21 protein-coding genes and 1 tRNA gene are annotated in these 20269 nt (G+C 60.1%); 17 read left to right on the top strand and 5 right to left on the bottom strand.

Going from position 1 to position 20269, the window contains the following annotated elements; all coding sequences use genetic code 11:
- The first annotated feature begins 58 nt into the window (after window positions 1-58).
- The 6 genes from H7687_RS06185 (at window position 59) to H7687_RS06160 (ending at window position 4711) form a co-directional block, all read left to right on the top strand.
- Window positions 59-143 (top strand) — tRNA-Leu (locus H7687_RS06185).
- A gap of 382 nt (window positions 144-525) precedes the next feature.
- Complete coding sequence (locus tag H7687_RS06180) at window positions 526-1737, top strand: FG-GAP repeat domain-containing protein (RefSeq protein ID WP_183346195.1); 1212 nt, start codon at window positions 526-528, stop codon at window positions 1735-1737.
- 578 nt (window positions 1738-2315) lie between these two features.
- A complete protein-coding gene (locus H7687_RS06175) occupies window positions 2316-2657 on the top strand; it encodes a hypothetical protein (RefSeq protein WP_183346194.1) in 342 nt (113 codons plus the stop codon).
- A 51-nt stretch (window positions 2658-2708) separates the two neighbouring features.
- Window positions 2709-3221: a lipocalin family protein gene (locus tag H7687_RS06170; RefSeq protein WP_183346193.1), complete on the top strand. Its 513-nt coding sequence runs from the start codon at window positions 2709-2711 to the stop codon at window positions 3219-3221.
- Window positions 3222-3244: 23 nt separating this feature from the next.
- Window positions 3245-4516, top strand: coding sequence for an OFA family MFS transporter (locus H7687_RS06165; RefSeq protein ID WP_246404652.1), 1272 nt, complete (start codon window positions 3245-3247; stop codon window positions 4514-4516).
- Window positions 4517-4543: 27 nt separating this feature from the next.
- Window positions 4544-4711: a hypothetical protein gene (locus H7687_RS06160; protein ID WP_183346191.1), complete on the top strand. Its 168-nt coding sequence runs from the start codon at window positions 4544-4546 to the stop codon at window positions 4709-4711.
- A gap of 176 nt (window positions 4712-4887) precedes the next feature.
- On the opposite strand, the gene H7687_RS06155 is transcribed toward H7687_RS06160, so the two are convergent.
- Window positions 4888-5472 carry a superoxide dismutase gene (locus H7687_RS06155; protein ID WP_183346190.1) on the bottom strand — a complete coding sequence of 195 codons (585 nt, stop codon included), beginning with the start codon at window positions 5470-5472 and terminating at the stop codon, window positions 4888-4890.
- Between the two features lie 374 nt (window positions 5473-5846).
- Here H7687_RS06155 and H7687_RS06150 point away from each other — a divergent pair, with 374 nt between their 5' ends.
- From H7687_RS06150 to H7687_RS06125, 6 genes are all read left to right on the top strand, one after another.
- Window positions 5847-7094, top strand: a complete 1248-nt coding sequence (locus H7687_RS06150) for an efflux RND transporter periplasmic adaptor subunit (RefSeq protein ID WP_183346189.1) — start codon at window positions 5847-5849, stop codon at window positions 7092-7094.
- Window positions 7094-7819 carry an ABC transporter ATP-binding protein gene (locus tag H7687_RS06145; protein WP_183346188.1) on the top strand — a complete coding sequence of 242 codons (726 nt, stop codon included), beginning with the start codon at window positions 7094-7096 and terminating at the stop codon, window positions 7817-7819. The genes H7687_RS06150 and H7687_RS06145 overlap by 1 nt, the downstream gene beginning before the upstream one ends.
- Window positions 7816-9045, top strand: coding sequence for an ABC transporter permease (locus H7687_RS06140; RefSeq protein ID WP_183346187.1), 1230 nt, complete (start codon window positions 7816-7818; stop codon window positions 9043-9045). The genes H7687_RS06145 and H7687_RS06140 overlap by 4 nt, the downstream gene beginning before the upstream one ends.
- Before the next feature lie 31 nt (window positions 9046-9076).
- Window positions 9077-10558 carry a TolC family protein gene (locus tag H7687_RS06135; protein ID WP_183346186.1) on the top strand — a complete coding sequence of 494 codons (1482 nt, stop codon included), beginning with the start codon at window positions 9077-9079 and terminating at the stop codon, window positions 10556-10558.
- A gap of 78 nt (window positions 10559-10636) precedes the next feature.
- Window positions 10637-10894, top strand: a complete 258-nt coding sequence (locus H7687_RS06130; RefSeq protein ID WP_183346185.1) for a hypothetical protein — start codon at window positions 10637-10639, stop codon at window positions 10892-10894.
- Between the two features lie 190 nt (window positions 10895-11084).
- A complete protein-coding gene (locus H7687_RS06125) occupies window positions 11085-11864 on the top strand; it encodes a tRNA threonylcarbamoyladenosine dehydratase (protein WP_183346184.1) in 780 nt (259 codons plus the stop codon).
- Here H7687_RS06125 and H7687_RS06120 read toward each other — a convergent pair.
- The 3 genes from H7687_RS06120 to H7687_RS06110 all read right to left on the bottom strand — a co-directional run bounded on the left by H7687_RS06120 (window position 11861) and on the right by H7687_RS06110 (window position 14328).
- Entirely contained in the window at window positions 11861-12775 is a 915-nt protein-coding gene (locus H7687_RS06120; RefSeq protein ID WP_183346183.1) for a zinc ribbon domain-containing protein, read from the bottom strand. The genes H7687_RS06125 and H7687_RS06120 overlap by 4 nt on opposite strands.
- Window positions 12776-12821: 46 nt before the next feature.
- Window positions 12822-13316: a type II secretion system protein gene (locus tag H7687_RS06115; RefSeq protein WP_183346182.1), complete on the bottom strand. Its 495-nt coding sequence runs from the start codon at window positions 13314-13316 to the stop codon at window positions 12822-12824.
- A gap of 109 nt (window positions 13317-13425) precedes the next feature.
- Entirely contained in the window at window positions 13426-14328 is a 903-nt protein-coding gene (locus tag H7687_RS06110; protein WP_183346181.1) for a DUF72 domain-containing protein, read from the bottom strand.
- A 244-nt stretch (window positions 14329-14572) separates the two neighbouring features.
- Between H7687_RS06110 and H7687_RS06105 the strand changes: the two genes are divergently transcribed.
- On the top strand, window positions 14573-15229 hold the full coding sequence (locus H7687_RS06105; protein WP_183346180.1) for a methyltransferase: 657 nt from the start codon (window positions 14573-14575) through the stop codon (window positions 15227-15229).
- Here the strand turns inward: H7687_RS06105 and H7687_RS06100 are convergent.
- Window positions 15226-15558: a phage holin family protein gene (locus tag H7687_RS06100; protein WP_183346179.1), complete on the bottom strand. Its 333-nt coding sequence runs from the start codon at window positions 15556-15558 to the stop codon at window positions 15226-15228. The genes H7687_RS06105 and H7687_RS06100 overlap by 4 nt on opposite strands.
- A gap of 386 nt (window positions 15559-15944) precedes the next feature.
- On the opposite strand from H7687_RS06100, the gene iorA reads away from it, so the two are divergent.
- The 4 genes from iorA to H7687_RS06080 all read left to right on the top strand — a co-directional run bounded on the left by iorA (window position 15945) and on the right by H7687_RS06080 (window position 20188).
- Window positions 15945-17699 (top strand): indolepyruvate ferredoxin oxidoreductase subunit alpha, encoded by a 1755-nt coding sequence (gene iorA / locus H7687_RS06095; protein WP_183346178.1) that lies wholly within the window; start codon window positions 15945-15947, stop codon window positions 17697-17699.
- Entirely contained in the window at window positions 17696-18277 is a 582-nt protein-coding gene (locus H7687_RS06090; protein ID WP_183346177.1) for an indolepyruvate oxidoreductase subunit beta, read from the top strand. The genes iorA and H7687_RS06090 overlap by 4 nt, the downstream gene beginning before the upstream one ends.
- Window positions 18278-18439: 162 nt before the next feature.
- Window positions 18440-19744 (top strand): phenylacetate--CoA ligase family protein, encoded by a 1305-nt coding sequence (locus H7687_RS06085; RefSeq protein ID WP_183346176.1) that lies wholly within the window; start codon window positions 18440-18442, stop codon window positions 19742-19744.
- A gap of 12 nt (window positions 19745-19756) precedes the next feature.
- Window positions 19757-20188, top strand: a complete 432-nt coding sequence (locus tag H7687_RS06080) for an ACT domain-containing protein (RefSeq protein ID WP_183346175.1) — start codon at window positions 19757-19759, stop codon at window positions 20186-20188.
- Window positions 20189-20269 lie beyond the last annotated feature (81 nt).

The following is a 20269-nucleotide window of genomic DNA, read 5'->3' as shown; positions in this document are numbered from 1 at the left end:
TTTGTTGGTATAAGATGTGTCTCTTTTGCGGCGGGATAACAATTCCGTTTTAAAAGATGCCGGAGTGGTGAAATTGGTAGACGCACTGGACTCAAAATCCAGCGCCGCAAGGCGTGCCGGTTCGACCCCGGCCTCCGGTACCATATATACAATCAAAAGGCTTAGCCCCTTCGGGCTAAGCCTTTTGTCTTTCCATGCCACGAGCACGCGCCGCCGCGTCTACGCCTCCTGGAATCCCTTCCCGATATGGCATCATGGAGCGCTCCCGTGACCGCTTTCCATCTTTCCCCCTAGTGGTTTCAGCCCTTTACAAGAAGTTTTACATTGATCAAGGCTAACTCTGCGTGTTAGTGTGCCGGGCGGCTGTTCGAGCAGCCCCATCGGAGGCGTTCATCCTCCAGGACATGAAGAAACAGGCCCATCTGAAACCGGGGCAGAAGGGTACCAAGCGGCTCGGCCTGCAAACGGGTCACAACGACAGTGATCATTCAAGGAAAAATTTTGCTGGTAAGAGGTTAAATCATTATGGGACGTACTTTGTTGAACATTTTTGTGGGGCTCTGCATCTTTATACTGGTGTCTGGTTGTGGGGGGCAGAATCCTAACAACCAACAGCCCCGGAATACCCAACTGCGATTCCGCACTGGCATTGAATATCCGGTGCCTGCAACAGCTTTTTCCAACGCATTCGGCGATACAGCTACAGGTGATTTAAATGGTGATGGACGAAATGATGTTGTGGTTATCGAGGCAAATGGTAGTAAAGGAATCCTTATCTATTACCAGAATGCAACAGGCATGCTGAATGAGCCACTAGTTGTTAATTCATCCTTAGAACTAAAGGGAATTGCCATCGGAGATGTTGATAATGACGGTTTGGCGGATTTAGTGATTACCGGAGACATTCCTGGGCTTCCAGGACTACGTGGCAGAGTAAAAATTTATACTCAGAATGGATCAACACATGCTCTCAACGAAGCCCGGGAATATGCTCTCTCAACCGCTACCGCAGGAACACTCGCAATCGCTGACCTCAACGGTGACGGTCGCAAGGATATTGTGGTAGCAAGTGTTCAAGGAAGCAATGGACTTTTATCGATCTTCTTTCAAGAAAACGGTGGACTAGGCGCTGAACAAACCTACACCTCGGTTTCGGTTGTATATGGAGGAGAGGTTCATGTGGCGGATGTAAACAATGATGGCCGCAACGATATCATCGTTCAAAGCGACCTGAAACAGGTGGCGGTAATTAAGCAACTTTCGATGGGGGGCTTCGATATAACACCCGATTTTTACACCGTCCAAACAAGTTATTGGCCGGATTTTAGATCGTTTGCGGTGGGGGACATTAACGGCGATGGTTTAGCAGATATTGTTGCCGCTGACCCTGCGAGTAATGGTCTCAATATTTTTGTTCAAAACTCCGATGGAGGCATAACCGGCCCTCAAATTCTTCAGTTGACGCTCTTGACTGCCCAGGATGAAGTTAAAATTGCCGATATGAACGGAGACGGATTGAACGATATCGTCATATTGAGTGGGCAAAGCATGGTACACATCCTACCTCAGTCAGCAGATCATTCATTTGATACCTCGAAATCGTTTTATTTACAGACGCGGTTTGCTGGAGGAACCTCAGTTCATCAGGCAATGGCACTGGCCGATGTTACTAGCGATGATATGCCTGATATCATTGCTACCTTAGGGACGGGTTTATTTGTTTTGCCAACGAAGTAACCGGGGCGAGGAGTTGTGCCTCTAGTCCCGGCGGGACACACGCTGCATGTTGGCCGTGGCCTTTCTTGACGACCACAGCCTGCCCGTGGTGGTCTATAACATAGCCGATGCAGTTACCGGGGTGCCGGTTGTCAAACCGGAGGAGACTTCATCAGAGGATTAACGGGATTACGACAGTGATTTCATCGAGAGACAATACATCGGGGACAAGGACTGAACAGGCGGTTTGCCCTAAGTGTGCAGCAATGCGGCCACCTAATACTGACACCTGCCCCAGGTGCGGGGTTATCTTCGCCAAGGTGCGGCAACGTTCGGACCAGGCGCCCGCCCAGTCAGAGGAAGCCGTTTATGCTCCTGCTGCTGTTGCAGGGGGACCTGCCGCCTCTGGTGTGGTCGCGGCCCGGTGCGCATTCCTCGCCCTGCTCGCGTTCTATAGCTTGCGTATCCTGAGCCATTCCATTGCCTCCAATTACGTCGGCGAAACATTCCTGCACTTGGTCAATCTTCCCTTCCACGAGGCGGGGCACGTCCTGTTTTCGCCTTTGGGCCGATTCCTCCAGGTTGCCGGGGGGACGATCATGCAGCTTCTCGTCCCGGTGGTTGTGGCAATCTCCTTCTACATGCGCCGTGACTTTTACGCTGCAGCCGTTGGTATCTGGTGGTTGGGGGAGAGCATGGCTGATGTGGCTCCTTACGCGGACGATGCGCGTGCCGGGCAGCTCCCGCTTCTGGGCGGCGTGACCGGGAGCGAGGTGGAAGATTACCACGACTGGGAAGTGATGCTCGGGAAGCTTGGACTCCTGACATGGGATCACGGGATCGGCACATTTTTCTTTGCAGCCGGTGGTGTCGTCATGGCAGCTGCCATCATCTGGGGGACGATGGTGTCATTGCGCCAGCACAGTGCAGAGCGTGGGTAACTCTGTTGGTGCTGTCATAGTCTCTGATAATACGCCGGCAGGGAGAGCGACATGAAGAAACTATCGCTATGGTTGACGCTTTTGTTGTCAGGCTGCACAGGAATGCCGGAACGGGTGAAACCGGTTGACAACTTCGACGTGCAGAAGTACCTGGGGAAATGGTACGAAATCGCGCGACTGGATCATTCCTTCGAACGAGGCTTGAGCCGCGTCAGCGCGGAATACAGCTTGCGAGAGGATGGCGGCATCAAGGTAATCAACCGAGGCTACCTGGCAAAAGAGAACAGATGGAAGCAAGCCATCGGCAAGGCGTATTTTGCAGATGCCCCTGACAAAGGTTTCCTGAAGGTCTCCTTCTTCGGCCCCTTTTATGGCTCGTACGTCATATTCGACCTTGACCATGACAACTACCAATACTCGCTGGTCTGCGGTCCAAACACAGGTTACCTCTGGATACTGTCACGAAGCCCGGCTATGGAAGCTTCGGTTAAAGACCGCCTCGTGGCAAAGGCTGCTTCACTCGGCTTTGACACCAGCAAACTCATCTACGTTACCCACGACTAAAGAAAATGATCGCAGGAGCCACATTGCCATCTGAAAACGGAACTCGTAGAGTAGTCATTGCCGCTGCCTGCACGCTGCTCATGTTGAACCTGGGGACGGTGTATGCGTGGAGCTTCTTCCAGAAACCGCTGTGCGAAGCCTATGGGTGGTCCAACAGCCAGGTCGTCTGGACCTTCAGCCTCGCCATCTGCTTCCTCGGTCTTTCCGCCGCTGCCGGCGGTCTCATCCTCCCCAAAAGCGGGCCGCGTCCGCTTGCTCTTGCCGGCGCTGTCTTTTTCGGTTCGGGGTATCTCCTCGCGGCGCTCGCACTCCGGATGCACTCGTTGCCGCTTCTCTATCTCGGCTACGGTGTTGTCGGCGGCATCGGCCTCGGGCTCGGCTACGTAACTCCCGTCGCCACTGTGTCACGATGGTTTCCCGACCGCAAGGGACTGGCAACCGGGACGGTCGTGATGGGGTTCGGCTTCGGCGCGCTGCTCATGTCGAAGGTAATCGCTCCCTTTTTGCTGCGCAGCGTCGGCGGAGACATGGTGCTCGCCTTCACGGTGATGGGCGTAATCTTCCTCGCTCTTTCGCTGCTGTCCGCCGCCTTTATTTGCAACCCTCCCGTTTCTTCGCCTGCCAACGCTACAGCCAGTGCTGTTTCGGACGGTGACGCGGGCACTGCCGGAAGTTGCATCGCCTCAACCCCCTTCGTCTTGATGTGGTTGATCTTCTTCTGCAATATAACCGCCGGGATCGCACTCATCGGTTTCCAATCCCCATTGTTCCAGGATGTCTGCGCCAAGCTCGACCCGGCACTCGGGGCGGAAACCCTCGCCGGCTACGGCGGAACCCTGATCGCCGCAAGTTCCGTGTTCAATGGCATCGGGCGCTTTCTGTGGGGCGCTTTATCCGACCGTCTGGGGAGACTCCGGACCTTCAGGCTGATCCTTGCTTCGCAGATCGCAGCGTTCGCCCTTTTGATGCAGGCCTCGCATCCATGGCTGTTCGCGGCCCTTGTCTGCTACATCCTGCTCTGTTATGGAGGCGGGTTCGGGACCATGCCTTCGTTTGTCCTGGACATGTTCGGAGCGCGGCTCATGCCCGCGGTTTACGGCGCCATCCTCACTGCCTGGTCGGCTGCCGGGGTTGCCGGGCCACAGCTTGTGGCGGCGATGAAAGACCGCTTTCCCGGTCAACCCGCGCTGGCCTCGTTCTACAGCTTTGCCGCCGCCGTCTGCTTTCTCGGCACGGGAATGGTGCTTTCCTTTTTCGTGAAGGAAAAAAGTAAGCAAGCAGCGCGAGTCGGATAGTTACCCATGCAAAAGGAGAGCAGCACGATGTTCGAGATGCAGTACAACGAGGAGATGGAAGCAGAGGTGCGGCGGTTGGAGGCTAAGAAGAGGGCGACGGAGGCGGGACACCCGGAATGGGACAACGCCTGCGCTTCCTGCGGCTGCCAGCTCGCCGGCACCGACGACAAGTTCTGCGAGTCCTGCCGCCGCTGAAGAACGCTAACCATACCCCCGTTCAGCCTTAACGGCATGCCGGTCAGCCCTGACCATACCCCCGTTCAGCCCTACACGCTGGCCTTAGGGGGGATCCCCCTTGAAGTTTGAGGTAAAACAAAAGGGCCTCTGCAGGAGACCCTTTTGTGCTTAACGAGTAATGCAAAGTCTGTGACTTACATCTGCATGCGCTCCTCAGCCTTGGTCCACTCTATGTTCTGGAAGAAAGAGTTGATGTAGTCGGCGCGTTTGAGGCCGTAATCGGTCATGAAGGCGTGCTCGAACACGTCCATCACCAGGATGGGAACGCAGCAGGTGGGGTGACCGACGTCGTGCTCGTTGATCCAGCAGTTCATCAGCCTGCCGCTGTGCGCGTCCTGGTACAGGATGGCCCAGCCGATGCCGCGCATGGCGCCGACGGACTTGAAGTCCTGGACCCACTCGTCGTAGCTCCCGAAGTCCTGGTGCAGCCGGGCCGCCAACCTGCCGTCCTGGTTGATAGGCTGGTTCCCGCCGAGGTTCTCGAAGTAGAGTTCGTGCAACTTCATGCCGTTGAACTCCCATCCGAAACGCCTCTTCAACTCGGCAAACGTGGGGTCGGAGCCCTTGCCGTCCTTGCGCAACTGCGTGAGCTGCTCGTCGAGGGCATTGCTGTTTTTCACGTACCCTTGGTACAGGGTGAAATGATTGTTGAGAAGCGCCTCGCTGAAGCCGGGCATCCCGATCAGCTGGGAGTAGTCTTTCGCCGTGAACGCCGTCATGTCTCTCTCCTTTTTATGTAGTATTGGACCTTTGCAGCGGCTCCGCAAAAATACTGACCAATTGTACAAGGATGATTAGTGCTGTCAAATGTTGAGTAAGCAGGGAGGCCTTGCCGGCTGGTTGCCATAGATTATTTTCATTGACCGCTGGTGCTTCGATGGTTAAAGTGACGGTTTGACTGTGAATTGGACAAACACTCTCCATTTCATCTTTCTTGCACATTTAGTAGTTACTGTGTCGCTTGCCGATGCCGTTGGGACAGGAAAAGGGGACAGGCTACTTTTGCATGCGGTGGCAGATAGGCACTTGGAAAAGTAGCCTGTCCCCTTTTCAGTGCAAGGACAGTCATAAGAATCAACCAAGAGGTGGTCTCGTGAAAAGAATCGTAGGTGCCGTCATACTGTTGACCGTTCTGGGAGTGGCCGGCTATTTCTACTTCAAACAACCCCCGAAAGCGCAGTACAAGACTCAGAAGGTCGAGCGCGGCGCCATCACCTCCACGGTTTCTGCCACCGGCACCTTGAACGCGGTGGTCACGGTCCAGGTGGGTACCCAGGTCTCCGGGACCATCGCCAAGCTCTACGTGGACTTCAACTCGCCGGTAAAGAAAGGGCAGCCTATAGCGCAGATCGACCCGGCCCTGTTCAATTCCGCGGTGCAGCAGTCGCGCGGCAACGCACTGAACGCCGAGGCGAGTCTCGCCAAGGCCAAGGTGACGCTCGCCGACGCCAAGAGGACGCTGGGGCGCAACAGGGAACTGCTCAAAGAAGGGATCATCGCCCAGAGCGACCTCGATGCGGCCCAGACCGCCTACGACTCGGCGCTCGCCGGGGTGAAGGCGGCCGAGGCCTCCGTGATGCAGACCAGGGGCGCCCTGAAGCAGGCGGAAACCAACCTCAATTACTCCACCATCAGGTCGCCTGTGGACGGCACCGTCGTCTCCCGCAACGTGGACGTTGGGCAGACCGTGGCGGCCTCCTTCCAGACGCCGACCCTGTTCACCATCGCCCAGGACCTCACCAAGATGCAGATCGACACCAGCGTCGACGAGTCTGACATCAGCAAGCTCAAGGTGGGGCAGAAGGCGACCTTCACCGTGGATGCCTATTCGGACCGGCAGTTCGAGGGGTCCGTAGTGCAGATCAGGAACGCGCCGGTGGTGACCCAGAACGTGGTCACCTATGTCACCGTCATCGCGGTGGACAACAAGGAGTTGAAGCTTAAACCGGGCATGACCGCCAACGTCACCGTGGAGACCCTGAGGAAGGACAACCTGCTCAAGGTCCCCGCAGCCGCGCTCCGTTTCAAGCCGCGCTCCGACAAGGACACGAAGGCCTCCGGCAAGCCAGGGAGTGGCGGCATGACCGGCACCGGCGGTGGACAGGGCTCAGGCCCCGGTGCCAAGGGAAGGCCGGGGGGCAAGGACGGCGGGCAGAAGGTCTACACCCTAAACGCCGAAGGAAAGCCTGTGCCGGTTTCCATCACCACCGGTATCACCGACGGCAGTTTCGTCGAGGTCTTGACCGGCAACCTGAAGGAAGGCGACGACGTCATCGTGGAGCAGGTGAGCCAGGACAAGAAGAAAGGCGGCATGGGGTCGCCCATGGGGCCGAGGTTCTAATGGACGAAGTAGTACGTCTCACAGACGTGGCCAAGATCTACACCATGGGTGAGGAGCGCGTCGAGGCGATGAAGGGGGTCTCCTTCACCGTGCACCGGGGCGAGTTCGTCTCCATCATGGGGGCCTCCGGCAGCGGCAAATCCACCTGCATGAACATCCTGGGATGCCTGGACGTTCCCACGCGGGGGAGCTACTTTCTCGACGGCGTGGACGTGGGCGGCCTTTCCGCCGATGCCCTGGCCGAGGTGCGCAACAAGAAGCTGGGCTTCGTCTTCCAGGGATTCAACCTGCTGGCGCGGACCACGGCGCGGCAGAACGTGGAGTTGCCGCTGGTGTACGCCCAGGTGCCGGCGGCCGAGCGCAGGAGCCGCGCGCTGGAGGCGCTGGAGCGGGTGGGGCTCGCGGGGAGGGAAGGTCACTACTCCAACCAACTCTCCGGCGGACAGCAGCAGCGCGTGGCCATCGCCCGGGCACTGGTGAACCGCCCCTCCATCATCCTGGCCGACGAGCCCACCGGCAACCTCGATTCCAGGACCACCATCGAGATCATGTCGATCTTCCAGGAACTGAACCGGCAGGGGATCACCATCATCATGGTCACCCACGAGCCCGACGTGGCCGAATTCACCAGCCGGCACATCATCTTCAAGGACGGTCAGGTCATCTCCGACCAGCCCTACCAGGCCAAGAGCGCCGTCTTGCCCGCGGAGGCCCAGCAGCGATGACCACCCTGTATCAAAGCCTGCTCATAGCCCTGCGCGCCCTGCGCGTCAACAAGATGCGCGCCCTGCTCACCATGCTGGGCATCATCATCGGCATCGCCGCCGTCATCGCCATGGTCGCCATCGGCTCGGGCGCCAGCAAGATGATCTCGGACCAGATCTCCAGCATCGGCTCGAACCTGCTCCTGGTGCTACCCGGTTCGGTCACCTCCGGCGGCATGCGCTCCGGCTCCGGCGGCACCCAGACGCTCACCTATGACGACGCCCGCGCCATCAAGGCCGAGTGCCCGTCGGTCGCTGCCGTCGCCCCCAACGTGCGCGGCTCCGGCCAAGTGGTGTACGGCAACCAGAACTGGTCCACCGTGGTCTACGGCGTGACCCCGGAGATGGTCGACGTGCGCGACTGGACCATCGTGGCCGGGCGCAACCTGACCCAGTCCGACGTGGATGGCGCGACCAAGAACTGCCTGATCGGCCAGACCGTCGCTGACAACCTCTTCGGCGGCACCGACCCTGTGACCAAGATCATCAGGATCAAGAAGATCCCGTTCACGGTGGTGGGAGTGCTGGGGCGGAAAGGGCAGTCGCCCCAGGGGCAAGACCAGGACGACGTGATCTACGTGCCGCTGCGCACCGCGCAGAGAAAGCTCTTGGGGAGCCAGTTCCCCAACGTGGTCGGCTCGATCATGGTGCAGGCCAAGAACGCCGAGGTGCTGGACAAGGCCGAGGACGAGGTCACCGAGCTTTTGAACCAGCGCCACCGCATCGGCCCCAACCGCGAGGTCGATTACACCATCAGGAACCTCTCTGAACTGCTGGCGGTCACCGAGCAGTCCTCCAAGGTGATGTCCATCCTGCTCGGTGCCGTGGCCTCGATCTCCCTCGTGGTGGGCGGCATCGGCATCATGAACATCATGCTGGTCTCGGTGACGGAGAGGACCCGGGAGATCGGTATCCGCATCGCCATCGGCGCCAAGAAGCGGGACATCCTTTTGCAGTTTCTGACCGAGGCCGTGCTCCTCACCACCTGCGGCGGCGTGATCGGCATGCTGCTCGGGGTGGCGGGGGCGAAGCTCGTGGCGAGCTTCATCGGCTGGCCCACCCTGATCTCGGTCAACACCATCATCATCGCCTTCGCCTTCTCGGCAGGGGTCGGGGTCTTCTTCGGCTTCTACCCGGCGCGCAAGGCGGCGTCGCTCAACCCGATCGACGCACTCAGATACGAGTAACCGTTTAACTAGCTGGTCGAAAGGATCGCACATGAAGAGAAACAGGAATACCGCGCTGGCCCTTTCCCTTGGCCTGGTGCTCGGCGCCGCCACCTCGGCTTTCGCGCAGCCCACCGTCAACCTGACGCTGAAGGATGCCATCAGGATGGCCTTCGAGAAGAACCTCGACCTGAAGGTGGAACTGTACAATCCCGCAATGGCCGAGGCCGATATCCAGCGCAACCTTGGGATCTACGATCCGCTGCTTACCCTGGGGATCAACTACGAACGCAGCAACAGCAGCAACATCCTGAACTTCCGCTCGCAACCGATGGACCAGGTGACGGCCAACGCCGGGGTGAGCCAGCTGCTCCCCACCGGCGCCGTGGTCGGCGTCACCGCGCAGAGCGGCTGGATCAGCAACTCCGCCAAGTACTACTCCAACGCCGTGGACCTGACGCTGCAGCAGCCGCTGCTCAAGGGGTTCGGACAGGAGAACACGGAACTGGCCATCAACGTCTCCCGTTTCACCAAGGGGGAGACCATGAACGTGTTCAGGACCCGGCTGAGCGACACCGTCGCCAAGGTGCGCAACGACTACTTCCAGCTCTACAACCTGCTCGAGGTGCTCGAGGTGCGTCGCACTTCGCTGGCGCTGGCCAAACGGATCCTGCAGGATGACCAGGGGCGGGTGAAGGCAGGCGTGCTCCCGGCGTACGAGCTTTTGAACTCCGAGTTCCAGGTCGCCACCCGTGAAAAGCAGGTCATCGACGCGGAGCGGGCGGTCCGGGACCAGATGGACGTGCTGCGCGTCGAGCTGCAGTTTCCGCCTACGGCGGAGATCGTTCTTGCCGACCAGCCCTTCCGCGGCAGCTACAATGTCTCGGAACAGGAAGCGGTGGAAGATGCACTGGGCAACCGTCCCGAACTGGCCACGCAGCGCGACGTGATCAGGATCAACGACCTGCAGCAGCGGGTGGCCAAGAACCAGACCCTGCCCGATGTCACCCTCAATGCCAGCGTCGGCACCGGCGGTTTCGACCGCCGCTTCCTGCGCGGCATGGAGAAAACCGCGACCATCGATGAGCCGAGCTGGGGGATAGGGCTGCAGTTCAGCTACCCGTTGGGCAACCGCGCCGCGGAGAACGACTACATCAGGAAGAAGCTTGCCCTCGAGCAGGCCCAGACCCAGCTGCAAAACCTGGAATCGGGCGTGCTGCGGGACGTGAAGGCAGCGCTACGCCTGGTGGCGGCAAGCTACACCCAGCTGGACGTGACCGCGCGCGGCAGGGCGTACGCCGAGGACCGGCTGCGCGCCTTCCAGAAACGTCACGATGTCGGCCTGGCCACCACCAAGGACGTCTTCGACGTGGAGAACGACCTGGTGGCTGCCAAGGGGAACCAGATTCAGGCCCTGGTGGATTACAACAACTCCATCACGCAACTGTGGCGGGCGACCGGGGAGATCCTGGACCAGGAAGGGATCAGCGTGACCGACACGGATGCCGACCACCTGTATCAGAAGATGAAGTAGTCACCAGAGCCGCTCGATTGCCAGCCGCACGATCCACGCTACAATTGGCGGGTGTTAATACAGCGGGCGGAGGTGGCTATGCAAAAGGTGCGCTACGAGCATGTTCATCAGATCAAGTGCACCCCCATCGGGGCCAGGACCATTGCCGACCTGATCCGCAATTTCGACGAGAGCCTGCAGCTCTTCAAGCACTGGGAAGAAAAAGGAATACAGCTGGACCCGCATGGCGTAGGGAGCAACTACGCCATTTTTTACACCTACGATGAGGAGGTCGCCGAGCAGGAGGGGTTCGAACGGATACGGACCGAGTCGGGAAACCCGCTGCCGCGCCGCTGATGGTCGATAAGGGGGACAAAGTTGAGAAAGGGGACAGGCACCTGCGGAGCCAGTCCCCTTTTTGTTGCCAGCATGATGAAGGGGACAGGCACTTGCGGAGCCAGTCCCCTTTTTGCTTCCAACAAACGCCCCACCTGTGCGATACTTTGCCGTCACCATCTCCGCAAAAGCGTCAAAGGCAAAGGAATCAATGTCACATCTGCACCGTTTTTCCCGTACCGAACTTCTCATTGGACCTGCTGGACTCGATAAACTGAAAAACTCGACCGTCGCCATCTTCGGCCTGGGCGGGGTAGGGAGCTACGCCGCCGAAGCCCTGGCTCGTGCCGGGGTAGGGCGCCTGGTCATCGTCGACTTCGACGAGATCTGCCTCACCAACGTCAACCGTCAACTGCACGCCATGGACGGCACGGTGGGCAAGGCCAAGGCCCTGGTCATGGCCGAGCGCATGCGCCTGATCAACCCGCAGGCGGAAATCGTCCCCTACCACGACTTCTACTCGGCCGAGAACAGCGACTTCCTGCTGCACGATCACTATGACTACGTGGTCGACGCCATCGACCACATCACCAGCAAACTGCACCTGATCCGCACCTGCCGCGAGAAGGACATTCCCATCATCTCCAGCATGGGCGCCGCAGCCAAGCTCGACCCGACCAAGATCGGCGTGGCCGACATCTCGCAGACGCACAAGTGCCGCATGGCGCGTTCAGTGCGCAAGCTTCTGAAAAAACAGGGGATTGAAAGCGGAGTGAAGGTGGTCTTCTCGACCGAGGAGTACCGCGAGCAGGAGATGAAGGACGGCGGCTGCAAGGGAAACTGCATCTGTCCCAACAAGGACGATCAGAAGTTCTCCTGCGAGCACCGCCGCGTGATCCTGGGTAGCGTTTCCTTCATCCCCTCCATCTTCGGACTGACCATGGCGGGGGTGGTGGTAAACGACCTGTTGGCGGGTAAAGCGATCCGTTAGAGCAGTGTCTGCAGCGCCTTGTAGCGTTTGCTGGCTTTCTTCAACTCCTGCTTCATGTCGTCGGGCAGGGTGGATTTGAAGTTGCGGACCGCCCCCTGGTACTCGGTGTCGAACTTGGCGGTTGCATCCACCAGCTCGTTGACCGTGGGGGAGGGGGACAGCGCCAGCGCCTGCATCTTCTTGGAAGCGACATTGAGGGCCGCCACCGCTTCGCTGCTCTGCTTGTATTTCTCCGGGGGGGTGGCGGTCTTGGCTTGCAGCTGTTCTATCTGTGTGGCCAGGATGGAGAAATCCTTCTCCTCGTCGGCCGGCATGTGCGGCGCCGTCCTCTGGACGTTCGCCGTTTTCCATTCCGTCGCTATCTTGGTCGCCGCGTCCTTGCTGCGCTGCTGGCCGGAGTGGATGCAGTAGGTCAGCTTGACGAAGCTCTCCACGTAGGCCTTTTCCGCTTTCATCTTGCTATAGTAGGTGAACCCGCCGGCGCCAAGCGCCACCACCAGCACCAGGGCTATTATCGCGGTCAGGTTCTGCGGTCTTTTCACCGTCGTACCGGTGTCGACAGAACGGGAGACCTGCGGCAGATAAAGGTTCGCCGAGGGCACCGGGAGTGAGAAGCCCCCCGATCCTCCCTCCGTCTTGGGCAGTGGCGTGGGCTTGCTCCCTTGCGAGGTGACCAGGTACTCCGGGTAGGGGACGCCGCACCCCAGGCAGAAGATCTCCTGGCCGAGCTGCTCCCCGCAGGCGGCGCAGGAAACCTGGCCGATCTTGCGGAAGGCGCGCGCTCCGAACGACTCCCTGTGGACGTAGAGCTTGGCCTTGCAGGACGGACAGGTTGTAGCAGTCCCTTTTTCAGACACGGCTTCGAGGTCGAGTTCGATCTGGGCTTGGCATTTGGGGCAAGTGGACTTCATGTAGGTGATCCTCTTTGAAACGGTGCCGGTGCACCGACCGTATGTGTTAGTAGGCCTCTCCCACTCCCACGAAGGCGCCGTCGGCGCCGCGGAGGATGTCGTCGAAACTCTTGGGGTCGGAGAGGAGCTGGTCCGTGAGCCCGTCATTCCCGATGCTGTACAGGTCGTAGTCCGTGTTGATGCTGACCACCGCCGTGTCCTTGCGGGGAGGGCCGCCGTCGGAGAGCCTCACGTAGACGTAGGGGTTTTTCCAGGGATCGAGGAACTGGCCCTGGTTCAGCTGGGCCAGGTTGGCCGGCAGTGCCCCCGTTTCCAGGCTGTATGCGGCGATCGCCTTTTCGATACCCCGCAACTCTTCCATGGCACGGGCGCTGTAAACCTTGCGCTTGACGTCGCCAAAGGCTGCCAGCGCCATGAGGGTCAACGCGGAAAGGATAGCCACTACCACCAACAACTCCACCAGGGTGAAGCCGCGCTGGCGCTGCAGGTTGTGCTCTTGAGAGGGCCGGTTCGGGCAATGATGCTGTCTGAAAACGGTCACTGAGTTATTCCTTCGCTTTGCGCGCACGTGGCGAGCGGGTGGGGACTACTTTTACGATAAAAGCCGCGGGAGCCGCCATCCTATACTATTAAGGCTTTTCGCGCAATCATTACTGGAATTCTTCTCTTTTTCTGATGGCGGTGCACAATTCGAGGGCGTTGCGCATCGAATAGCCGTACCGGCTGTTATTGAACATGACGAAGGTCGTTCGTGCTGACTGGCTCAGGCGTTCGGCATGCCGTGCGATCTCCTGCAACTCGTGGTGCGGGTAGAGGTACTCGTCGGTGGGGGCTTCGCTGTGCCAGCTGTCGCCGTTTCTGCCGTGCAACCTGAAGTAGGCGATGCCGGTGGTGGCGGCGGGATGGAAGGGGGCTGTGGAGAGGTTGCCGAACTGGGGCTCGTCGCAGGTAACATAGGTGATTTTGTGCTCCTTGAGAAAGGCCAGCATGTCGTCCCGGTGCTGTGACGTGAACCAGCTGCCGTGACGGAACTCTGCGGCGATGGGGATTCCTGCCATCAGTTCCCTGCAGTAGTGAAGATAGTCCAGGTTGGCCTTCTTGTAGCCGAACCAGGGCGGGAACTGGAAGATGACGAAGCCCATCTTGTGCGCCTGTCTTAGAGGCTCTAAGGCTGCCACCAGCGTCCGGGCCATGGCCTTGAGCAACTCGGGCTCGGCCACGTGCAGTTCCTCCCGTTCCAGGTCCCCCGGCGCCAGCATGACGCGCAGCTCTTCCGGCAGTCGGCGCGGGTCGATGTTATGGCCGGTAAGGGCGCCGAAGGCCTTTACGTGGAAAAGAAATCCCGGCGGCGTGCGCTCGGCCCAGGCCTGCGCCATTTCGACAGAAGGAATCTGGTAGTAGGAACTTTCTATTTCCACGGTGTCGAACTGCCGGGCATAGAACTTCAGGCGGGCTTTTGGGGTTGAAGCACCGTGCGGATAAAAGGCGCCGCTTTCGATGAGGCTGCTTTCGGTCCAGGAGCAGGTGCCGATGCGGATCTTGCCCGGTGCCATGAGACCTCCCTGCTCCACATCCCCTCTCCCTCGGGAGAGGGTGCCCGAAGGGCGGGTGAGGGAGATGCCTGTTGCGCCAAATGGTTGCAGCGCCCTCACCCCCAGCCCCTTCACATTCCCTCTCCCTCGGGAGAGGGTGCCCGAAGGGCAGGTGAGGGAGATGCCTGTTGCGTGAAATGGTTGCAGCGCCCTCACCCCCAACCCCTCTCCCGGCGGGCGAGGGGGGACAAAGGATTCAAGTCATATGGACCGATCTTCCAAGAACCGACTGACCGAGCACATGCTGCCGCACTTTGCCAGTGACACCCTCTTTGACCGGATCGCCCGCGCCGTGTGCCGGGCCGGCTGCCTGCCGCGCAAGGAACTGTACGAGGCGTGGGAGGTGGCGCGGCGGGTGCACCGCCGGTTTCGCGGTGGGCGGGTGATCGACCTCGCCGCCGGTCATGGCTTGCTGGCCCAGGTGCTGCTCGTCCTGGATCGCGATTTGCGCGAGGGGATCGGCGTCGACCTGCGTGTTCCGCCCAGTGCGGCCCTCCTGGCCTCCGAGATCCGCGCCGACTGGCCCGCTGCCTCGGACCGCTTCACCCTCCTGGAACAGGACCTGAACCTGGTCCAACTGCACCGGGACGACATCGTCGTTTCCGCCCATGCCTGCGGCTCGCTTACCGATCTTGTCCTGGCAAAGGCCGCTGCAGCCCGGTGCCGGGTGGCGGTGCTTCCCTGCTGCCACGACCTGCGCAGTTGCGACGATGGTGGTCTTTCCGGCTGGCTGGACGGCCCCCTCGCCGTCGACGCCACCCGGGCCGCCTGGCTGCGCTGCCAGGGGTACCGGGTCTACACCCAGACCATCCCGTCCGACATCACGCCGAAGAACCGCCTTTTGATGGGCGAGCCGCTCTAGAAAATCGCGTTCAGAATTAAGTTGACCACCGAGAGCACCAGGCTGAACAAGAGCGCCCAAAGGAACCCGCCCACGGAGAAGCCGCTCACCAGGGCGCTGGTCAGCATGATGAGTAGGGCGTTGATCACGAAGGTGAGCAGCCCCAGGGTCAGGATGTTGAGCGGCAGGGTAAGCAGCATCAGCACCGGCCGGATAAAGGTGTTGATGAGGCCGAGCACCAGTGCCGCGATCAGCGCCGCACCGAAACCCGACAGGCGCACCCCCGGCAAGAGATACGCGGTGATGACGATCGCCACGGCGTGAATCAACCACTTCACAATAAATCCCACGTTTAACCTCCTTGGTTTCCAGCAAAAAAACAACCCGCCCATTATACCTGATTCTCTTCCGTGACAAAGCTCTGTTAAATGCCTCCGGCAGCGGGGGGGCAGGGCTTCGTTTTGAGCGGTTGTTTCGGCTCCTCAAAACGATGTTCAATCAGACAGTAAACGCCTGCTCGACACCCCCTCTCAAAAGCATTAAAGGTGGTTTATGGTTGGTGGTGGCAGTATTGTAACTCCGCATAAATATTGATTATAGCGATTAACTTGCTCCTATAAAGCAGTTGACAGCGCTGCCAATACTCGGGTATATTTCGCCGACTCTCACATTAAACAACAAGGGGGACAGGCACCTGGCGGAGCCAGTCCCCTGAACAAAAGAGGATACGTAACCCATGAAGGAAATTCTTTCCGGCAACGAAGCCATTGCCAGAGGCGCATACGAGGCAGGGGTGAAAGTTGCCTGTGCCTATCCCGGCACCCCTTCCACGGAGATCCTGGAAAACACCGTCCGCTACAGGGAGATCGACTCCTCCTGGGCCACCAACGAGAAGGTGGCCCTCGAAGTCGGCATCGGCGCCTCCTTCGTCGGCGCCAGGGCCCTGGTCACCATGAAGCATGTCGGCGTCAACGTGGCCGCCGATCCCCTGTTCACACTCTCCTACACCGGCGTGAACGGCGGCCTGGTGCTGGTCTGCGCCGACGACCCCGAACTGCACTCTTCCCAGAACGAGCAGGACAGCCGCAACTATGCCAAGTTCGCCAAGGTGCCGATGCTTGAGCCCGGCGATTCGCAGGAGTGCCTGGAGTTCACCAAGCTGGCCTACGAGATTTCCGAGAAGTACGACACCCCGGTCCTGCTGCGCACGACGACCCGCATCTCGCACAGCAAGTCGGTGGTAAACCTGGGCGAGCGCACCGACCTGGTCCGCGAGGCGAAGATCGAGAAGAACGCCGCGAAGTTCGTCATGCTGCCGGGCAACGCACGCGTGCGCCACGTTGTGGTCGAGGACCGCACCGTGCAACTCTCCAAAGACGGCTGCAGCATGCCCATCAACCGTGTCGAGATGCGTGACGCGAAGGTCGGCGTCATCACTGCCGGTATCGCTTACCAGCACGTGCGCGAGGCACTGCCGGAGGCTTCGGTGCTCAAACTCGGCATGGTGCACCCGCTTCCCTTCGACCTGATCCGCGAGTTCGCGGCCAAGGTGGAAAAGCTTTACGTGGTCGAGGAACTGGACCCGTTCATCGAGGAGCAGGTGAAAGCGATCGGCATTCCCGTCATCGGCAAGGAGATCATCTCGATTTGCGGTGAGCTCACTCCGGGCCGGGTCAGGAAGGCGTTCGGGCTTCCCGAGAACGCCCAGGCTACCGTCGAGAAACTCCCGGCGCGTCCCCCCAACATGTGCCCGGGTTGCCCGCACCGCGGCGTCTTCTACACCCTGAACCAACTGAAGGCCTACGTTTCCGGCGATATCGGCTGCTATACGCTTGGATTCATGCCGCCGCTGTCCGCCATGGACACCTGCGTCTGCATGGGCGCCTCCATCGGCATGGCCACCGGCGCGGTCAAGGTGCTCTCCCCGGAGGAGAGGAAGAAAGTGGTCGCGGTTATCGGCGACTCCACCTTCCTGCACACCGGCATCAACGGCCTGATGGACATGGTCTACAACAAGGGTGCGGCGACCGTCATCATCCTGGACAACAGGATCACCGCCATGACCGGCCGCCAGGAAAACCCCGGCTCGGGGCACACCCTGATGGACGATCCCACCAATGCCGTCGACTTCGAGCTTCTGTGCAAGGCGATCGGCGTCAAGAATGTGCGCACCATCAACCCGCTCGACCTGGACGAGTGCCGCACGGTGATCTCCGAGGAGATGGAGCGCCCCGAGACGTCGGTCATCATCACCGACAAGCCCTGCGTCCTTATCAAGAGGGAGGGGATCTTCAAGGCGGGTGCCCCGCTGCAGGTGGTCGAGGACTCCTGCACCGGCTGCCGCGCCTGCTTGAAGATCGGCTGCCCCGCCATCGAGTGGGTGCCGTCCAGCGGCAAGAAGGGCAAGGCACACATAGATCCGTTGTTATGCAACGGTTGCGACGTCTGCAGCCAGCTGTGCAAGTTCTCTGCGATCCAGGAGGCAAAATGAGCGACAAGGTAACCAACATCGTCCTGGTAGGCGTGGGTGGCCAGGGCATTCTGCTCGCCGCCGAGATCCTTTCCGAGACCTTCATGCTGGCGGGCTTCGACGTCAAGAAGAGCGAGATCCACGGCATGTCCCAGCGCGGCGGCTCCGTCGTGTCCCACGTCCGTTACGGCAAGGAAGTCTTTTCCCCGATGGTCCCGGAAGGGGAGGGGGACATCCTGTTCGGCTTCGAGCTGATGGAGAGCTATCGCTACCTGTCCCTGCTGAAACCGGGGGGGACCGTGGTTGTCAACGACCTCTGCATCGCTCCCCCGTCCGTGCTGGTCGGGCAGGAGACGTACCCGGCGGACATGGCGCTCAAGATCCAGGAGCTCTGCCCGGACTGCCTGCTGGTGGACGGCCAGAACCTCGCCATCCAGGCCGGCAACGCCCGCGCCGCCAATACGGTGCTCTTGGGTGCGGTTTCCAAACGTCTGGACATCGAGGAGAAGTACTGGATCGAGGCCATCGAAAAGATGGTGCCCAAGAAGGCGCTCGAGGTTAACCTCAAGGCCTTCCAGATGGGGCGCGGGCTTAAGTAAACAAACCTAAAGTCAAAAGCACATTTGTAACGCAAAGACGCAAAACAAAGGCAAAAGATCTTGGGTTTAAACCAGTTTTCCCGGGTTTCTTTGCGCCTTTGCGGCTTTGCGTTAAATACGCCTTTAGGCCTCTGCTGTCGCATTTGAGTTAAGGAGTCAGTCATGTTTTTCAACGAGGAATTCGAGACACTGCCGAGGGAGGCGCTCCAGGCGCTGCAGCTCAAGAGACTGAAGGCGATGGTGGCCCGGGTCGAGAAGAGCGTTCCCTTCTACAAGGAGGCGCTCGCCAAGGCCGGTGTCACTTCCGATTCCATCAAAACGCTCGCCGACCTGCAGCGACTCCCCTTCACCTACAAGCAGGACATGCGGGACTCCTACCCGTACAACCTGTTCGCGGTGCCCATGGAGGACATCGTCCGCATCCACGCTTCCTCCGGCACCACCGGCAAGCCGACCGTGGTCGGCTACACCAGGAAGGACATCGACACCTGGAGCGAGCTGATGGCGCGCTCCTTCGTGGCGGCCGGGGTACACAAGGGCGACATCATCCACAACTCCTACGGCTACGGCCTCTTCACCGGCGGCCTGGGCGCGCATTACGGCGCCGAGCGGCTGGGGGCCTCGGTGATCCCGATGTCCGGCGGCAACACCAAGAAGCAGATCATGATCATGCAGGACTTCGGCTCCACCGTGCTCACCTGCACCCCGTCCTACTCGCTGTTCATGGCCGAGGCAGCCAAGGAAGAGGGGATCGACTTCCGCGACCTCAAGCTGCGCGTCGGCATCTTCGGCGCCGAGCCCTGGTCCGAGGAGATGCGCCGCGACATCGAGACCAAGCTGAACCTCTCCGCCGTCGACATCTACGGCCTCTCCGAAATCATGGGACCGGGCGTCGCCATCGAGTGCTGCGAGGCGAAGAAGGGGCTCCACGTCTGGGAGGACCACTTCATCCCGGAGATCATCAACCCGGAGACCTGCGAGGTGCTTCCCGAAGGGCAGATGGGAGAGCTGGTCATCACCACCATCACCAAGGAAGGGATCCCGCTCATCCGCTACCGGACCCGCGACATCACCTCCATCACCTACGAGCCGTGCGCCTGCGGCAGGACCCACGCCCGCATCGCCCGCATGAGCGGCAGAAGCGACGACATGCTCATCATCCGCGGCGTCAACGTCTTCCCGTCCCAGATCGAGGCGATCCTCATGGGGGTCGAGGGGGTCGAGCCGCACTACGTGCTCATCGTGGAAAGAAAGGACAACCTCGACACGCTCGAGGTCCAGGTCGAGGTGGGCGAGAACATCTTCTCGGACGAGATCAAGCACCTGCAGGCGCTGTCGGCCAAGATCGAGAAGCAGATCAAGGAGATGCTGGGCGTCACCTGCCGCGTGAGACTGGTGGAACCCAAGAGCATCACCCGCAGCGAAGGGAAGGCGAAGCGCGTCATCGACAACAGGAACAAGGCCTAAGGAGGGAACGTCATGCACGTAGAACAGATCTCCATTTTCATCGAAAACAAGTTCGGGCGTCTGGCCGAGGTGACCCGCATCCTGGGCGACGCCGGAGTGAACATCCGCACCCTGTCCCTGGCGGACACCTCCGACTTCGGCATCCTGCGCCTGATCGTGAACGACACGGAAAAGGCGCGCACCGTGCTCAAGGAGCGCGGCTTCACCGTGAGCAAGACCGAGGTGGTCGCGGTCGAGATCCCGGACCGCCCCGGCGGGCTCGCCGACATCCTGCAGGTCCTGGATGCGGACGGCATCAACGTCGAGTACATGTACGCCTTCGTGGAGCGCTGCGGCGAGAACGCGGTGATGATCTTCCGCTTCGACGAGACCGACAAGGCCATCGCCACCCTGACCGGCAAGAGCTTCAACGTGCTGCCGGGGGAGAGGCTGTATAGCATGTAGGTTTTAGCCCTTGGTCCCCTCGCCCCCCGGGAGAGGGTGGCCGAAGGCCGGGTGAGGGGGGGCGTAGGCAAGATCCCCTCA

This window comes from Geomonas paludis, from assembly GCF_014193585.1.
Lineage (GTDB): Bacteria > Desulfobacterota > Desulfuromonadia > Geobacterales > Geobacteraceae > Geomonas > Geomonas paludis.
Note: the sequence above shows the minus strand (reverse complement) of the source record. Positions and strands in the feature narration are given on the sequence as shown.

Coding starts and splice junctions, on each gene's coding strand:
- H7687_RS06180 (WP_183346195.1), top strand. CDS start 526: ATGGGACGTACTTTGTTGAACATTTTTGTGGGGCTCTGCATCTTTATA.
- H7687_RS06175 (WP_183346194.1), top strand. CDS start 2,316: ATGCAGCTTCTCGTCCCGGTGGTTGTGGCAATCTCCTTCTACATGCGC.
- H7687_RS06170 (WP_183346193.1), top strand. CDS start 2,709: ATGAAGAAACTATCGCTATGGTTGACGCTTTTGTTGTCAGGCTGCACA.
- H7687_RS06160 (WP_183346191.1), top strand. CDS start 4,544: ATGTTCGAGATGCAGTACAACGAGGAGATGGAAGCAGAGGTGCGGCGG.
- H7687_RS06155 (WP_183346190.1), bottom strand. CDS start 5,472: ATGACGGCGTTCACGGCGAAAGACTACTCCCAGCTGATCGGGATGCCC.
- H7687_RS06145 (WP_183346188.1), top strand. CDS start 7,094: ATGGACGAAGTAGTACGTCTCACAGACGTGGCCAAGATCTACACCATG.
- H7687_RS06140 (WP_183346187.1), top strand. CDS start 7,816: ATGACCACCCTGTATCAAAGCCTGCTCATAGCCCTGCGCGCCCTGCGC.
- H7687_RS06135 (WP_183346186.1), top strand. CDS start 9,077: ATGAAGAGAAACAGGAATACCGCGCTGGCCCTTTCCCTTGGCCTGGTG.
- H7687_RS06130 (WP_183346185.1), top strand. CDS start 10,637: ATGCAAAAGGTGCGCTACGAGCATGTTCATCAGATCAAGTGCACCCCC.
- H7687_RS06125 (WP_183346184.1), top strand. CDS start 11,085: ATGTCACATCTGCACCGTTTTTCCCGTACCGAACTTCTCATTGGACCT.
- H7687_RS06120 (WP_183346183.1), bottom strand. CDS start 12,775: ATGAAGTCCACTTGCCCCAAATGCCAAGCCCAGATCGAACTCGACCTC.
- H7687_RS06110 (WP_183346181.1), bottom strand. CDS start 14,328: ATGGCACCGGGCAAGATCCGCATCGGCACCTGCTCCTGGACCGAAAGC.
- H7687_RS06105 (WP_183346180.1), top strand. CDS start 14,573: ATGGACCGATCTTCCAAGAACCGACTGACCGAGCACATGCTGCCGCAC.
- iorA (WP_183346178.1), top strand. CDS start 15,945: ATGAAGGAAATTCTTTCCGGCAACGAAGCCATTGCCAGAGGCGCATAC.
- H7687_RS06090 (WP_183346177.1), top strand. CDS start 17,696: ATGAGCGACAAGGTAACCAACATCGTCCTGGTAGGCGTGGGTGGCCAG.
- H7687_RS06085 (WP_183346176.1), top strand. CDS start 18,440: ATGTTTTTCAACGAGGAATTCGAGACACTGCCGAGGGAGGCGCTCCAG.
- H7687_RS06080 (WP_183346175.1), top strand. CDS start 19,757: ATGCACGTAGAACAGATCTCCATTTTCATCGAAAACAAGTTCGGGCGT.